Source organism: Pseudomonas azerbaijanorientalis (assembly GCF_019139795.1).
Lineage (GTDB): Bacteria > Pseudomonadota > Gammaproteobacteria > Pseudomonadales > Pseudomonadaceae > Aquipseudomonas > Aquipseudomonas laurylsulfatiphila.
Map to the genome: position 1 here is coordinate 3,288,234 of NZ_CP077078.1, position 15,857 is coordinate 3,304,090.

Consider the following 15,857-nt stretch of genomic DNA (forward strand, 5'->3'; position numbering starts at 1 on the left):
GTATCGTGAAGAGATTCCTTAACCAGGAATGACCGCGCCTTTGTTTCAAGTAGAGGCCGGGCAAACTCAAGATGCGAAGGAGACAGAACATTGAAAATTTTCGTTACCGGTGTGACCGGTTACATCGGCGGTTCGATTGCCAAATACCTGGTAGATGCGGGTCATGAAGTCAGTGGCCTGCTGCGTAATCCGGAACAGCGCAGTGCGCTGCTGGCGCTGGGCATCACCCCTGTGCTCGGCACCCTGGATGACGCGTTCATTCTCAGCGAACAGGCGCGTGCTGCAGACGCGGTCGTGAATGCGGCCAATTCGGATCATCTGGCCTCGGTTCAAACCTTTATCAGCGCTCTGAGCGGTAGCGGAAAAGTGCTGCTGCACACCTCTGGTTCAAGTGTTGTAGGAGACGATGCTCGCGGGGCTTATGAGCGTGCCGAGATCTTCACCGACGAGACGCCATTCACCCCCATGGACATCCGCAAGGATCGGGTTCACATCAACCAGACCGTGCGGCGCGCAGGTGTCGAACAAGGTATCCGCAGCATCGTGTTTTGCCCGACCATGATTTACGGTGAATCATTGGGATTGCCGGCAAAAAGCGATCAACTGCCCAAGCTGTTCGCGCAATCGCGCAAATATGGCGCCGGGGCCTACATGGGTGCCGGAGTACATCGCTGGTCCAATGTGCACATTGAAGATCTGGCAGAGCTTTATCGCCTTGCAATCGAAAAGGCTCCATCGGCCTCGTTGTTCTTCGCCGAAAACGGCGAAGCATCGTTCCTCGAAATCGCTACGTCGATCAGCAAATCACTTGGCTTTGGCGGCGAGATTCAAAGCTGGCCGGCTGATGATGCCATCGCCAAACTTGGAGATTGGGCGCGTTTTGCCATCGGCTCCAACAGCCGCGTGCGGGCAGTCAATGCGCGTACTCTGCTTGGCTGGAAGCCAAAGCGCGAATCGATTTTGCAGTGGATCGAAAACAGCGGAGTTCAATGGTAATAACCGCTGACTGTCGAGATTCTGAAAGCTCACTTCGGTGAGCTTTTTTATGGGCTGGCGAATGCTGTTTCCAGGCAAATCACACCCATAAAAAAACGTGCAACCAGGGTGATCGTCAATGAAGACCCTCGTTGCACGCCAGGCCCATTAAGCCTAAAGGGGAAATTCGTTATGGCGTTACTGCCGGTCAGTCACGTGGGAGCGAACCTGCTCGCGAAAGCGATGTATCCGTCGAATCATCGGCGACTGGTACACCCTCGCGAGCAGGCTCGCTCCCACCCGATATCAAGGCTTAAGCCAACACCTCCAGCGCCACGCTTTCGATGCCCGCCGCATCCAGCCGGTAATGCCGATAAAGGTGAGTCGGCGGCGCAATGAGGCTGTACTCGTCGTAAATCCCATGGCGTCGCACTTTGACGCCAATGCCTTCTTGCGCGATGACTTCACACACAGCGCCACCCAGACCGCCAATGATGTTGTGTTCTTCAACGGTAAGAATGGACCGGCTGTTGCGCGCAGCCGTCAGTACCGCTTCACGGTCCAATGGCTTGATGGTGGTCATATCGATCACACCTACCGAACGCCCGGCAGCATTCAAGGCTCGCGCCGCTTCAAGGGCGGGGTGAACCGTGGAGCCTGTCGCGATGATGGTCAGTTCATCGCCCGTCAGGTGCACGGTTGCCTTGCCAAAGACAAAATCCGGAACGGTTTCATACACCACCGGATCACGCCCGCGCTGGATGCGGAAGTAGATCGGTTGCGGGTAGTTGGCCGAAGCCAGGATCGCCGCCTTGAGCTGATTGCCATCGGCTGGAGCAACCACCGTGATATCGGCAATCGAACGCATGATCGCCAGGTCCTCGGTGGCGTGGTGCGAGGTGCCGTAGAAGCCCAGGGAAATCCCGGCATGGTGACCGATCAGGCGCACCGGCAAGGCTGAATATGCAACGTCCATACGGATCTGCTCGCAGCACAGCAATGGCAGGAAGGACGCAAAGGTCGCTACGAATGGCTTCATGCCTACTGCGGCCATCCCGGCCGCGGCAGACACCATGTTCTGTTCGGAAATACCGAACTGCACGAATTTCTCTGGATGCAGTTCGGCAAATTTAGAGAGGCCGTTGGAGTACTGAAGGTCCGCGGTACCGGCAACGATCGGCTCGCCCCGTTCGACCAGTTCGATCAGGGCATCCGACAAGGCATTCAAGCTCGGTGTCTGGCTGTTCAGTTCCCGGTACTGCCAGGAGTTGTTCGACAGAGGTGCGGTATTCATGAGTTAGATCACCTTGCTTTTGATTTCGTCGATAGCACGTTGCGCATCTTCGGGATCGAGATACCCCAGGTGCCAACCTGGCTCGGTTTCCATGTAGGAAACCCCTTTGCCTTTGACCGTATTGGCGATGACGCACACCGGCTGCGTGCGCGTCGTGTCGGCTTTGAGGCGTCGCAACAGGCTGGTGACTGCAGCGAGATCATGACCATCCACCACGTGGGTCTCCCAACCGAAAGCAATCCACTTGTCCGCCAACGGCTCGATACCGATGACGTCATCGACATTACCGTCGAGCTGATAGCCATTGCGGTCGATGATCGCCACCAGGTTTGCAGTTTTGTGGTGGGCCGCCGACAGTGCCGCCTCCCACACTTGCCCTTCCTGCATTTCCCCGTCGCCGAGCATCACGTAAGTGGTGAACGACTTGCCCAGCATCCGCCCTGCCAGGGCCATGCCCAGGCCGCCGGACAGGGCATGACCGATGGAACCGGAGGAGAAATCCACACCGGGGACTTTGCGCATATCAGGGTGGTCGCCCAGGGGATTTCCGAGGCGCGTGTAGTTGTCGAGGATTTCTTTGGCGAAGAAGCCCCACTCCACCAACACTGGAAACAACCCGACGGCCGCATGCCCCTTACCCATCATGAAGCGGTCACGGTCGGGCCATTTTGGCTCGGCGAACCGCAGGTCCATCACGTCGTAATACAACGCGGCGAACAACTCGGCGGCGGAGAACACTGAGGTGTAGTGGCCGACCTTGGCGATCTCGATCAGCCGGATGGTTTCCAGGCGAATGAACTGGGCCTTCTCCCGCAGTCGAGACAATTCGTTCTCGCTCAGTTCAAAAGCGTGATCCGCGCTTTCGCGGAAATTCGTCAAATCAGTCATATGTCGTGTCCAGGCGCAATACCAGAGTTTCGGCCGCATCCGCGACGCGGCCGCACATAAGCCCAGCGCAATCGGGCGATTACTGCGCTTTCAAGCGTGGCGTCATGTAGTCGTTGAGGCGCGGCATGACCTGCTGCGCGGTCAGCTGCATCGAGCGCCGCCACAGCGCTTCGTCGTCCCACTCGTGGAAGGTGGTCATCAACGTGCCGAACGGCCCGGTCTGCTCACTGAACGCGACCAGTTGCTCGGTGACGGAATTGACGTCGCCGTAAATCACCATTTCCTTGATGCAGTGGTCGACCGTCACTTCCTCGTCGGTCATGTCGGGGCGGGTCTTGAAGATCTTGGTGTAATGGTTGGTGGCCAGGTTATCGATCATGTAGTCAAAGTAGCGCCGCAGCGTGCAGCTCTCTTGCGCCAGATAGTCTTCGGCCTGGGCCTGAGAGTCGGCAACGAACACCGAACGGGCCACTCGCCAATTATTGGCATCGGCCTTGATCCCGGCACTTTCCGCGCCCTGGCAGTAAGCCAGCCAATGGGAAGCCACCGTTGCCGTCGGGTTGAAGTTGGCGGACATCAGGTCCCAATCCTTGGCGCCCGCGAGTTTTGCGGTGCCGGAAAACGGACTCATGGCCGTGGTTGCTACCCGTGGAAACGGCTTCTGGAATGGCGTCGGCATGTAGCCGATTTCCAGTTCGTGGTGCACCGAGTCCTTGAGGCTGACCTGGTAGTGCTGCGAGGAAAAATCATAGGGCGCGTCCGAGTTCCAGATCGCACGGATCATCTCGTAGCACTCCACCATCATCTGCCCACGGTCCTTGCCATTGCTGCCGTACACCTCGAAGTCGGAAGCCAGCCCACCCGGGCCGATGCCCATGATGAAACGTCCCTTGGACATGTGGTCGAACATCGCGGCATCGGCGGCGATTCGCGCCGGGAAATGGTGCGGAAGATTCAGCACTCCGGTGCACAGTTTCATGCGTTGGGTCAGCGGAATCAGGGTGGACAGAAATTGCAGCGCATTGGTAATCGGCTCGGTGCGCTGTGACGTATGTTCACCGACCCAAAGCTCATCAAAACCGACGCTGTCGGCATGGACGGCACAAGCGATGTCCTGATCGTACATCTCGTGATAGTCCCAGCCCTTGTGATGAAGTGGCTGCATGAACATGGCGAGTTTCATGTCGTTCTCCTGCTGTTTTCAGTGACCGGTGCACTGCGAAACTGTTTTCGCTGCACACCGTTTTCATGACGAGCGCTCGTTTCGCAGGCGTGCCAGTGCCAGCGCTGCAAGTCGCAACGTTCAAGGAATGGGTTAAATATCCGGGGCAATTGACGCGTGACTTCAGCGCGTACAACTCACCCTCAAATGCTTTATTTGTGCTTCAACTTCCGTGCAGCAACCAGCCGCCGTCCACCAGCAAATCGATGCCTGTCACATAGGACGACAGCGGCGAAACCAGGAACAGCACGGCATCGGCGATCTCCCAGGGCTCGGCCGCCCGACCCACGGCGATGTTGCCCAGCACGTTGTTCTGCCGGTGCTGTTCGAGCAGTTCCGGCTCCAGGTTTCCCGGCGTCGCGGTCAAGCCCGGAGAGATCGAATTGACCCGAATGTTGAAGGCACTCAAGTCCTTCGCCAGGCTTCGGGTCATAGCCAGTACCGCGCCCTTGGAAGCGTCATAGGTGCAGTGATTGGCCATGGGTCGGTGACCGCAAATCGACGACAGATTGACGATCGCGCCAGCGCTTTTCTGCCGGCGCATTTGTCGTTGTGCGGCCTGAGCGCCCAGAAACACCGCCCGCGTATTGATCGCGTGGACTGCGTCCCAGAAACCCGCATCGATGTCATCAATCGCCTGGAGCGGATAGACGCCAGCGTTATTGACCCAGATATCCAGGCCACCGAAACGCTCGATCGCGGTGTCCGCCAACCCTTGAATGTCACTCGGACGACTGACATCGGTAGCGTGAAAGTCCACGGCGAAACCGGCCTCGATCAGTTCGCCGCTGCGCTCCGGCGCCAGACTGCCAATCAGTACATTGGCCCCTGCTTCGGCCAGGCGCCGACTGATGGCGAAGCCGATGCCGTTGCTGCCGCCGGTGACAACGGCGGTTTTTCCGGACAAATCCAGCAGTTCGGCAAAGGGCCGATACGGCAGTGCCTGGTACGGGTTCGACATGTTTGATCCTCCTCGATTAATGCCCGTCATCAAGCGGTGGCCAGGGTCATGATGCTGTCGGGGGCAATCTGCGGCCGATGCAGAATGCCTTGGGAACAGCCGCGCGCCATGACCATGACCCGATGGGACAGACCGATGACTTCCTCCAGGTCGGAACTGACGACAATCACTGACACCCCGGTTTTAGCCAGATTGATGATCAGCTCGTAAATCGCCGCGCGTGCGCCCATGTCGATGCCTCGGGTCGGCTCATCGAGGATGATGACTTTCGGATTGCGCGCGATCCATTTGGCGATCACCACTTTCTGCTGATTGCCGCCGGACAACTTGTCGAGCATCTGCCCCGCCACGCCCTTGATCCCCAGCGTCGCAATGCGTTCACGAGCGAATGCCGCTACCCGGTGATTGGCCATGACGCCGCAAGAGCTGAGACTATCCAGATTGCAGTAGGCCAGGTTCTCGGCAATCGTCTGGCTCAGCACCACGCCTTCGGATTTGCGGTCCTCCGGGATCAGCACGACACCGGCATGGATCGCCGCCAGCACGTTATTGGCTGGCAGTGACCGATCCCCCAGGATCACCCTGCCCTGGCTCAACGCACTCAACCCGGCGATCGCCTGAACCAGCTCCGTTCGACCGGCGCCGACGATACCGGCAATGCCGAAAATCTCCCCGGCCTTCACTGAAAATGACACATCGTGAAAGCGCCCCGCCTTGTCTGACAGATGCTCGACGCTCAATACCGGCGCATCCCCTGGGGTCGGCAACTCCGGAAACAAACGGTCGATCGGGCGCCCCACCATCTGCGACACCAGGACGCCGACATCGGCCGCTCCGCTGTCGTGACGAGCGATCAGGTGACCATCGCGCATGACCACGACCTTGTCGGCGATCCGCGCGATCTCATCCATGCGATGACTGATGTAGATGAAGGAAACGCCCTCCTTCTTCAGTTCCTCGATCTGATTGAACAGCAGGTCGGTTTCGTCCTTGCCCAGCGCAGCGGTCGGCTCGTCGAGAATCAACAGACGCGAGTTGAGCGTCAGGGCCCGGGCGATTTCCACCAGCTGCTGGGCGGCGATTTTCAGTTGCCGCACCGGTGTATCCGGCGAGATATCCAGACCCAGGCGCCGCAGTTGCGTCTCTGTTTCACGGAACATCTTCTTACGGTCGATGATGCCGTCGCGGGTCGGCAGATGACCGAGGAAAACGTTCTCCGCCACGCTCAGGTCAGGCAGCAGGTGGACTTCCTGATGGATCATGTTGATCCCCAGCGCCATCGCAGCCCCCGGTCCACTCGGCGCATAGGGTTCACCGGCCAGGAACATCGTGCCTTTGGACGGCGTCAGTGCGCCGGCGACGATGGAGGAAAAGGTCGATTTACCCGCGCCGTTTTCCCCCAGCAATGCCACCACTTCTCCATAGCCGATATCGAGGCTGATATCTTCCAGCACCCTGACCGAGTTGAATGACTTGCCGATGTTGCTTGCACGGAACAACGGCGCGTGGGTGGTATTGATCGCACTCATGACTTGTTCTCCCTTCACCGGTCTCAAGGATGCTGCTCAAGGAAGGTTGCTGCGTTTTCCCGGGTGGTGACGAAGGCTGGCAACAGCTGAGTCTTGGTCACCGGTTTGCCTTGCTGCAGATCGACCGCGGTACGCAACGCGGTACGACCCATTTCCACGGCTTGTTGCGTGATGGTCATGTCCAGTTTTCCATCGCGAATCGCTTCCAGGGCAGATGGCAAACCGTCATAACCGAACACCCAGACCTTGTGATCGATGTTGGCCACCTTTACCGCCTGAGCCGCACCGAGCGCCGGCGCATCGGAACGTCCGATGAACACGTTGATCTTCGGGTTTTTTTGCAGCATGTCCTGGGCGACCTTGAAGCCGTTGTCCTGCAGCCAGTCAGTCGGTTTGCGGTCGATGATCTTCATCTCCGGGGCCTCGGACAGCACCGCATCCAGGCCTTTGGCCCGAGCTACTTCAGTGGAGTCGCCAAGAGTCCCTTGCAGCAGGCCGATTTCAGCCTTGCCGCCCGTCAACTTGATCATTTGCCGGGCCAGTTCGCCCGCTGCAGCCAGGTTGTCGGTAGAGATGTAGGCATCGCATTCGACGTTTTTCGGAAAGTTGTCAATGCAGATCACCGGCACACCCTGCTGTCGCGCCAGGCGCACAGGTACGGCCGAAGCAGCGCTACCGGTGGCGGTGTAGAGCAGCACATCGATGCCTTTGCTCAACATGTCCTGAATCTGACTGACCTGGCGCGCGGGATCGGCCTGTGCATCGGCCACCAGCACATTCTTGATGCCGAGGGTCTTGGCTTGCTCCATGACACCGTCTCGAACCATCAGGTAGAACACCCATTGCAGGCTCGGGATCGACATCCCCACGGTGATTTCGTCCGTAGGTTTGCTTTGTGCGTAAGCACCGGCCGACATCAGGCAGCCCAGCAATGACACCCACAGAAAACGAAGCGAAAAAGCAGACAGGTTCATGTTTTTTACCTTTTTATTGTGCGTGGAACGGTACGGGTGTTGGTCAATGACCCGGGATCAGTCGGCCTTGCGCTTGAGCAAGTCGAGCATCACCGCGAAAGCGATCACCGCGCCGATGACCACTTGCTGGACGAAGGGAGAAATGCCGGCCAGGTTCAGGCCGTTGCGCAAAACGCCGATGATCAATACGCCGATGATCGTGCCGACCACACTCCCCGCACCGCCCTTGAGGCTGCCACCGCCGATCACCACGGCAGCGATCACATCCAGTTCGTAGCCGACACCCGCGCCAGCACCGGCGGTGTCCAGGCGGGACGTCATGATGATGCCGCCCAGGGCCGCACAGATGCCGGAGATGATATACACCGCGCTGGTGTAACCCTTGACCCGGATACCGGCGAGCTTGGCGACCTTGCTGCTACCGCCGATGGCATACAGGCTGCGACCGGGCACCGTGAACTTGAGAACGAACCAGAACACCAGCGCCAGCACCACGAAACAACTGACGGTGAGTGACAGCACGCCGCCATAGCGAATAACCGAGAGGTTGCTGAACCACTCCGGAAATCCGCTGACTTGCGCGCCGTCCGTGACCATATAGGCCAGGCCACGTGCTATGGACATCATCGCCAGCGTCGCAATGAATGATGGAAGGCCAGCCCTAACCACCAGCAAGGCCGTGGTCGACCCACACGCTGCACCAACGGCTATCGCTCCGAGCATGGCCGCCCACATCGGCAGGCCGAGAACCTGTTCGAGCCAGCTCATGACCATGATCGCTACCGCCAGCACTGCACCCACCGACAGATCGATGCCACCGATGAGAATCACCAGCGTCATGCCCAGCGCCATGATGCCCAGCACCGTCACTTGATCCAGCACATTGAGCAGGTTGCTCAAGGTCAGAAAACTATCGGTAAAGAAGGTTAATACTGCACATAACAATAAAAGCCCGACCATCGGACCTGCCACACTGTTTTCCAGACCGACCCACTTTGGAACCGACCCGGGCAGTCTTGTTTTTGCCAACAACTGATTATTCATACCCACATCCACTTCTTATGTAATTGTTATAAGATCGAGCAATACGCGCCAACTACGAACTAACGACCCAACACCCTGTAACGCCCTTCCATATAAAGAAGTGGCTCGTCCAGTGGCTGCGTGATGACATAAATGACGTTGCCGATAATCACCGTGTGCGTGCCGTGTTCAATCTCCTGCACCACTTCGCAAAAGATCGCCGCCTGGGCGTCGGCCAAGTAACGAATACCGTGAACACCCGTGCGCCAATCACCCTCGACAAAACGTCGTTCGCGCAGATCGGGCTGGCTGAATATTTTGCAGATCGGTTCGTGCTGACTTTGCAGCATGTTCACGCAGAACAGCCCGGAACGTTTGATGATCGGTGAGGCACTTGCGCTGCGATTGACACAGATCAGGGCCGACGCAGGGTCCATCGACACCGAGGAAAAGGCAGTCGCAGCCAGACCGTGGGGCTGACCATCGTCATCAAGTGTGGTGATCAGGGTTATAGAAGAGGCAAAGCGGCCCATTGCCAATTTGAACTGACCGGCCAGGTCTATCGAAGGGGCGGCCTCTTGATATTGAACGCGCATAGCATAAACCCTCTTTTTATTGTGACTCACAGGCACTGGCTAGCATTATTAACAATCAACCGGACTTTTCTATTCGATTTTAGGAAATTGACTCTTCACTAAAGCTGAAAGATGAATCAAACAACAAACATATTTGAATTCGTTTCACAGGCACCCTCAAGCCCCTATTCCAAAGCGCTTGCGCACTTATTCACCTTGTCTGTCGCTTCTTTGATTAGATGGTTTTTACTGAATAATTGGCTGATACTTTGACAGCTATAAAAAGCAACTTTCACGAGGCGAAATCCCCATGGTCGATCGATTGCAGGACATGCGGCTTTTTCGACTTGTCGTTCAGACAGGTTCACTTTCAACGGCGGGTCGGCAAATGGGCCTGTCGCCAGCGGCCATGAGTGGTCGACTCAAGGCGATGGAGGACTTCTATGGATTGCGCTTGCTCAAGCGCAACACCCGAAGCTTGAGCCCTACCGCCGAAGGGCAGTTGCTGTTTGAAAATGCCCAGAGAATTCTCGAGGAGGTCGACACCCTCGACAGCATCATCAAAAACGGCCACAGCGATTTGCTGGGCACTATCGGCCTGACGTGCCCTACCGATCTGGGTCGGCAGTGGATCAGCCAACTGGTCGATAGCTTCATCAGCGAAAATCCCCATATCCGCATTCGCCTTTTTCTCACCGACCGCGTACTGGACTTTGTCGAGTCTGGCTCGGACATTGCGATCAGGTTCGGCGACCTTCCGGACAGCACACTTATCGCCCGCTCCCTTGGAGTGGACCGGCATATAGTTTGTTGTTCTCCGCAGTATCTAGAACAGCACGGCGCACCGCTCAGCCCTGAAGACCTGCAGCATCACAACTGCCTGGTACACCTGAGTGCAGATTTCACACTGGATCGATGGAAATTCATGGACAAAGGCGTGCCGACCAGCATTCAGGTCAAGGGCAATCGGCTGGCCAATGACGGTTTCACCTTGCGCCAATGGGGCGTTCAAGGCTTGGGGATCATCTGGAAGTCAGTCTGGGAGGTGGCGGACGACATACAAGCCAAACGGTTGGTCCCGCTGCTAGAAGACTATCAATGCCCCAACACCGGGTTTCACCTGCTGACCGAGGGTGGAAAAAAGCTGCCGTTACGGGTCAAGACCTTCGTCGATTTTGCCGTGCAGTACTTCAAAAAGCTCGATACGCCGTCGCGATACATCCTGCCCCCCACCTTAGCGTCGACACGATCGCAATCAGCAAAGCTGTGACTACCACTGGCATCCGGTCCTGCGAAAGCCAGCGCCCCGTCTGTAGCCACAAACGCCTTTGAAAGCAAGAACCCTTGATTACTCCCTTTCTGCATTTTTTCCAGTCAGATTTCCGTAGCGACACTTGCCCAATCCCTGCACCAACAATCAACCCTGGTCGCGAGCATGGAGTACTTCTGGGCGATCATCATTGTCGCCAGTGTTGCACTGGTCATTTCTATCACTCAAAAAACCTTCAAGTGAGGCCTTTTCCGCCTATTGGACTGCATCACTGCAAATGCTCACAGAGCCTGACCAACTCATCGACCACATACCTGACCTTCGGTCGCAGGTGAGACACCTTCGGCCAGACGGCATGCACATCGACAGCTTCGGGTTCATACCCTTGCAGAACCTCCACCAGCCTGCCCGCCTGGATATCCTCCTGGAACAGGCTGCGTGGCATCTGGCACAAACCGGCGCCAGCGACCGCCGCGAGAATCATGGCTTCACCATCGCCAATCTGATGAGTCGAAGGTGGCGCGTAACGTACGGTCTGCCCTGTCTGCCTGACCCGCCACGACAGCGGCTGGCCGCGTCGATGCCCGACAATGCAACGGTGCTGGCTCAGGTCTTCCAGGGTATGCGGGACGCCAAAGCGCATCAGATAGTCAGGGGAGGCACAAATGACCCAGCGTTGTCGGGTCAGGCGCCGCGCCACCAGACCGCTGGTGTCTTGCAGTTCTCCAAAGCGAACCAGTAAATCGATGCCCTCTTCGAAGGGGTCAACCAGGTGATCGGAGAACGTCAGGCTCAGTTGCAATGCCGGGTACTTGTTGGCGATCTCGAACAGCAATGGGGCCACGACCCGACGCCCGAATGCCACAGGAATGTCGACTCGCAGGCGTCCGGAGGGCTCGCCACAACCGGGCCCCAATCCGCTCTCTGCGGCACCGATCTCTTCAAGTGCGGAAGAGCACGCAACGAAATAGGCCTCACCATCCGCGGTCAGGGAAATGCGCCGCGTTGTGCGATGAAACAATTGTGTGCCCAAGCGCTCTTCCAGGCGCGCAATGGCTTTGCCGACAGCAGATTTTGATACCCCGAGACGCTCGGCAGCCTGGGTAAAGCTGATCGAACGCGCCGCCACGACGAATGTGATGACGCCTTGAAACGATTCGATAGGGACCATGTCGATTCGCCAATTGTAGAGTTTTGATCTACCCAGATTATAGTTTTAGGCCGTTTATCGCCACTAATAGCAACAGTAAGATGAGTTCCAGCAATGTAACGGTGCGGTTCGTGATCGCACGTCGCGCACCTCCTCCCGATTATCAATGCCCAAAAAGGACATCATCATGCCCGTCGTACGTGTGAGCTGGTTCGAAGGTAAAGAGCACGCGCAAAAAGCAGCTGTTGCCGCCGAGATCACCGAAAGCATCGTTAAACACACTGGTACGGACGCCAATTACATCTATGTCATTTTCGAGGACGTGGCGGCTTCGGATTGGGCTGGCGCCGGCACACTGTTCGGGGACGCCCCCGAAAAACCCTGACCCCACCGGCATCGAATGCATCGGCTTTGCCAGCGATGCATCCTCAACAGGCTTTTCAGGAAGCCTCTGAAGCAAGGGCTACTCATGCACCCACATATTTCCTGCCTGTTCTCCCTAGCTGTAAAACCCGAAGCGTTTGCAGAGTTCAAGACGCTGATCTCGAACATCGTTGCCGCCACCCGCACTGAGGCTGGCACGCTGGTTTACGAATACAGCGTCAACGAAGACAACAGCACCGTTCACATCCTCGAACGCTATAACGCCGACGCCATCGTCAGTCACGTAGACACCACCTTCGCCCCCTTCGGCAAACGTTTCCTTGAGTTGTGCACCATCAAAAGTCTGGTGGTCTACGGCACGCCGGATGCTGAAGTGCGCAAACGCCTGGATCCGTTCGGCGCGGTCTACATGACCCCTTTCGACGGCTTCAGTCGCTAAATCCATTGACAGCGCACGCCGACGGTAACCTCCGTGGCTGCGCACACTCCCGCCCTGCACAGAGACCACCATGTCCGGTATTGCTGAAGTTATTAAGTCCCGAATTTCCGCCAACAGCTACGACACTGAGCGTGAGTTGACCGACCAACAGGTCAGCGACCTGATCGATCTGGCTACACACGCCCCTTCGGCCTTCAATCTCCAAAACTGGAAGTTCCTGGCCGTTCGCAGCAGTGAAGCCAAGGCACGGTTGCTGCCGCTGGCCTACGGCCAACAGAAAGTCATGGACGCCGCCGTGACCTTCATTGTCTGTGGCACCCTCAATCCCCATGAAACCCTGCCTTCAGCCCTGAAACCGACGCTGGACGCCGGCATTATCGACCAGTCGATCTACGACATGTGGCTGGGCGCAGCTCAAGGCATGTACCAGCAAAACCCGCAGTTGCAACGCGATGAGGCAATCCGCTCGGGCTCGCTGGCGGCCATGACCCTGATGCTCGCCGCCAAAGGTCAAGGTCTTGTTTCGACGCCGATGATCGGCTTCGACCAATCGGCAGTGGCACAAGCGTTCGGTCTTGGCGCGACGGAGATCCCGGTGATGTTGATCACTGTTGGCTACCCTGGCTCGGCCAACTGGCCTCAAAAGCCTCGCAAAGCTGTTAACGAAGTTCTGCAATTCGTGTAAGCCATGCTGCCAGCGAGAGCCAGGCACTCCCTGGCCTGCGCTGGCCTTTCATGATCAACACGTGCCTACAACATGCCTGGACTGTAAACCAGTGTCCGAACAACCCATCACACCCACCGGGCTACGGGCGATTCTGATCGCTGCTTGTTTGGGATTCCTTGTCGTTCAACTCGATGTGAGTGTTGTCAACGTCGGTCTGGGCGCCCTCAAGAGTGCTTTCGGTAGTGACCTCACCGGTCTGCAGTGGGTCATCAACAGCTACGCGTTGCCTTTTTCTGCCCTTCTCATCCTGGGGGGCGCCTGGGGCGACAAATGGGGAGCAAAATCCGTGTTTGCCGCGGGCTTCGCACTCTTTACGCTTGCCTCCATTGGCTGTGGTGCCGCCGCCGGCATGAACATGTTGATCACCATGCGTATCGTGCAGGGTATCGGAGCAGCTTTTCTGATACCGACATCGCTCACCCTGATTCGCGTGTCATTTCATGACCCCGACGCACGTCGTGCCGCTGTTGCCCTTTGGGGCGCCTGTGGGGGTATCGCATTGGCTGCCGGTCCTGTGATTGGCGGTTTGATGATCGAGTACTTCGGCTGGCGAAGCGTATTTCTGCTGAATATTCCGATCGGCCTGCTGGCTGTCGGGCTGATTCTGCGCTATGCCCCCGCCTCCCCTCGGGTTGATAAGCAGGTCGATTTGCCAGGGCAAATTAGTATCGCGATTTGCCTGGCGTCTCTGACCTATGGCTTGACCGAATCCAGCGCCAAAGGCTGGGCGAGCGAAACACTCACCGCATTGGCCATTGCCGCGATCAGTGCGGTGGCATTCATCCTGATTGAGCATCGGGTAAAACATCCCATGCTGCCCACCCACCTGGCGAAGAACAAAGTGCTTGGGAGCATGGCGCTTGCTGGCGCTGCGATTAATTTGACGTTTTATGGGACGGTTTTTGTTTTCAGCATCTACTTTCAAGCCTTCCTGCACTACGACGCATTCAAAACCGGGTTGTCGTTTATCCCGCTGACAGCGGTGCTGACACTTTCCACGATGCTCTCATCGAGGTTCGCCCGGCGATTCAGTGCCACTCGCATTATCACGACGGGGTTCACGGTTCAGATCGTCGGGTTCATCGCGCTATCGCAGACCACATCCAACAGCTCGCTCTGGCTGCTCAACGGTGCGTTGATGCTGGTGGGAATCGGTAGCGCCATGTCAGTACCGTTCATTACCAACTCGATGCTGTCCTCGGTCACGCAGCATGACGCGGGCATCGCCTCCGGCCTGATGGCCTCCGCCCGGCAACTGGGCGGCGTGATAGGTGTTGCTGTGTTCGGCACAATGATCGCTCATACGGACAAAACCGATTTTTCTGCAGGGCTATCCAGCGCGATGCTGTTTTCAGCGTTGGTCCTGGCGCTTTGTATCGCGGTCAATCTGTATACGGCCACCGCTCGACGTCAATAGATCCCGGAGGGGGCTGCCCTCCGCGCCATTTCTTCATCCGGATTGGATTGCACTTTGAATTACCCACTGAACAATCAATCGCTGCTTTCACTGCTGGGCCAAGACTTCCACTTTCCCCATGAAATACCTGGCCAACCGGTTCGCGTTTCTGACTTTGATGGCCTGAAACTCAACAGCTTTGTCACCAGCGACGGGGTTAACCTCGCCTATTGGGAGGCCGGGGCTGGCAAGCCGTTGATTTTCATCCCGGGGTGGTCAGCCAACGGCGCCTTGTATTTCCACCTCATGCACATCCTCAGCCAGCATTATCACGTGTACGTGCTGGATGTCAGAAACCAGGGATTCTCTGAAAAGGTAGCCTTTGGCAACCGAATTTCCCGACATGCCATGGACGTAAAACAGTTTGCCGATCACCTGGGCGTGTCCGAAGCCGATTACTGCGGTTGGTCGATGGGGGCGTCGATCCTGTGGGCCTATATCGACCTGTTCGGCACACAAGGCATGCGTACGCTGAGCATCATTGACCAGGCACCCTCCGTTTATTGTCACGAAGACTGGACGGAACAGGAGCGACTGCAAGCCGGGGCGTTCACCACCTCGCCCGAGCGCATGATTGCGTCCTACGCCAAAGGAGCGCCCACCAATCAACTGATCAGCGCGACTCGGGTGCTGGAACGTGCCATGGCCCTGGACTCACCCTGGTTTCACAACGTAGTAAGCCTGGCTCAGGCCGTTGTGAAGGATGACATGGCGTTTATGGAGCGCGTGCTGTTCGATCACGTCACCAACGATTGGCGGGATGTCATCCAGGCAAAGATTGATATTCCTACTGCCATTTTCACTGGCGAATACAGCGACTGGCTGGACAGCCAGCGCTGGATGAATTCGGTCGTTGCGGGATCTGCGCTGCATGTGTACACCAAGGCCGAACAGGGCGATCACTTCCTGGCGCTGAAGAACCCGGAAAAGTTCACGGCCGACCTGCGAGGCTTTCTGGGTAAGTGCTGAGTCAGCCCCTGTCTGGAGAAA

16 protein-coding genes are annotated in these 15,857 nt (G+C 57.3%); 7 read left to right on the forward strand and 9 right to left on the reverse strand.

Annotation, left to right across the window (positions count from 1 at the left end; translation table 11 throughout):
• Positions 1-90: 90 nt before the first annotated feature.
• Positions 91-996 (forward strand): NAD-dependent epimerase/dehydratase family protein, encoded by a 906-nt coding sequence (locus tag KSS91_RS14600; protein WP_217835168.1) that lies wholly within the window; start codon positions 91-93, stop codon positions 994-996.
• Positions 997-1,288: 292 nt separating this feature from the next.
• Here KSS91_RS14600 and KSS91_RS14605 read toward each other — a convergent pair whose 3' ends face one another.
• The 8 genes from KSS91_RS14605 to KSS91_RS14640 form a co-directional block, all read right to left on the reverse strand.
• Positions 1,289-2,269 (reverse strand): transketolase family protein, encoded by a 981-nt coding sequence (locus tag KSS91_RS14605; RefSeq protein WP_217835169.1) that lies wholly within the window; start codon positions 2,267-2,269, stop codon positions 1,289-1,291.
• Positions 2,270-2,272: 3 nt separating this feature from the next.
• Entirely contained in the window at positions 2,273-3,157 is an 885-nt protein-coding gene (locus KSS91_RS14610) for a transketolase (RefSeq protein ID WP_217835170.1), read from the reverse strand.
• A 79-nt stretch (positions 3,158-3,236) separates the two neighbouring features.
• Positions 3,237-4,340 (reverse strand): LLM class flavin-dependent oxidoreductase, encoded by a 1,104-nt coding sequence (locus KSS91_RS14615; protein WP_217835171.1) that lies wholly within the window; start codon positions 4,338-4,340, stop codon positions 3,237-3,239.
• A gap of 202 nt (positions 4,341-4,542) precedes the next feature.
• A complete protein-coding gene (locus KSS91_RS14620) occupies positions 4,543-5,340 on the reverse strand; it encodes an SDR family NAD(P)-dependent oxidoreductase (protein WP_217835172.1) in 798 nt (265 codons plus the stop codon).
• Between the two features lie 29 nt (positions 5,341-5,369).
• Positions 5,370-6,869: a sugar ABC transporter ATP-binding protein gene (locus tag KSS91_RS14625; protein ID WP_217835173.1), complete on the reverse strand. Its 1,500-nt coding sequence runs from the start codon at positions 6,867-6,869 to the stop codon at positions 5,370-5,372.
• 23 nt (positions 6,870-6,892) lie between these two features.
• The gene (locus KSS91_RS14630) at positions 6,893-7,843 is read right to left on the reverse strand and encodes a sugar ABC transporter substrate-binding protein (protein ID WP_217835174.1); all 951 of its coding nucleotides are present in this window, start codon (positions 7,841-7,843) and stop codon (positions 6,893-6,895) included.
• Positions 7,844-7,900: 57 nt separating this feature from the next.
• Positions 7,901-8,887, reverse strand: coding sequence for an ABC transporter permease (locus tag KSS91_RS14635; protein ID WP_007979549.1), 987 nt, complete (start codon positions 8,885-8,887; stop codon positions 7,901-7,903).
• 59 nt (positions 8,888-8,946) lie between these two features.
• Positions 8,947-9,462, reverse strand: coding sequence for a flavin reductase family protein (locus KSS91_RS14640; protein WP_217835175.1), 516 nt, complete (start codon positions 9,460-9,462; stop codon positions 8,947-8,949).
• 310 nt (positions 9,463-9,772) lie between these two features.
• Here KSS91_RS14640 and KSS91_RS14645 point away from each other — a divergent pair, with 310 nt between their 5' ends.
• Positions 9,773-10,711 carry a LysR family transcriptional regulator gene (locus tag KSS91_RS14645; protein ID WP_225923766.1) on the forward strand — a complete coding sequence of 313 codons (939 nt, stop codon included), beginning with the start codon at positions 9,773-9,775 and terminating at the stop codon, positions 10,709-10,711.
• Positions 10,712-10,979: 268 nt separating this feature from the next.
• On the opposite strand, the gene KSS91_RS14650 is transcribed toward KSS91_RS14645, so the two are convergent.
• A complete protein-coding gene (locus KSS91_RS14650) occupies positions 10,980-11,882 on the reverse strand; it encodes a LysR family transcriptional regulator (protein WP_217835177.1) in 903 nt (300 codons plus the stop codon).
• A gap of 166 nt (positions 11,883-12,048) precedes the next feature.
• Here KSS91_RS14650 and KSS91_RS14655 point away from each other — a divergent pair, with 166 nt between their 5' ends.
• From KSS91_RS14655 to KSS91_RS14675, 5 genes are all read left to right on the forward strand, one after another.
• Positions 12,049-12,246 (forward strand): tautomerase family protein, encoded by a 198-nt coding sequence (locus KSS91_RS14655; RefSeq protein WP_217835178.1) that lies wholly within the window; start codon positions 12,049-12,051, stop codon positions 12,244-12,246.
• A gap of 84 nt (positions 12,247-12,330) precedes the next feature.
• A complete protein-coding gene (locus KSS91_RS14660; protein WP_217835179.1) occupies positions 12,331-12,684 on the forward strand; it encodes a putative quinol monooxygenase in 354 nt (117 codons plus the stop codon).
• A gap of 70 nt (positions 12,685-12,754) precedes the next feature.
• A complete protein-coding gene (locus KSS91_RS14665; RefSeq protein ID WP_007970836.1) occupies positions 12,755-13,369 on the forward strand; it encodes a nitroreductase family protein in 615 nt (204 codons plus the stop codon).
• A 91-nt stretch (positions 13,370-13,460) separates the two neighbouring features.
• Positions 13,461-14,828: an MFS transporter gene (locus KSS91_RS14670; protein WP_217835180.1), complete on the forward strand. Its 1,368-nt coding sequence runs from the start codon at positions 13,461-13,463 to the stop codon at positions 14,826-14,828.
• 54 nt (positions 14,829-14,882) lie between these two features.
• Positions 14,883-15,836, forward strand: a complete 954-nt coding sequence (locus KSS91_RS14675; protein ID WP_217835181.1) for an alpha/beta fold hydrolase — start codon at positions 14,883-14,885, stop codon at positions 15,834-15,836.
• The last annotated feature ends 21 nt before the right edge of the window (positions 15,837-15,857 follow it).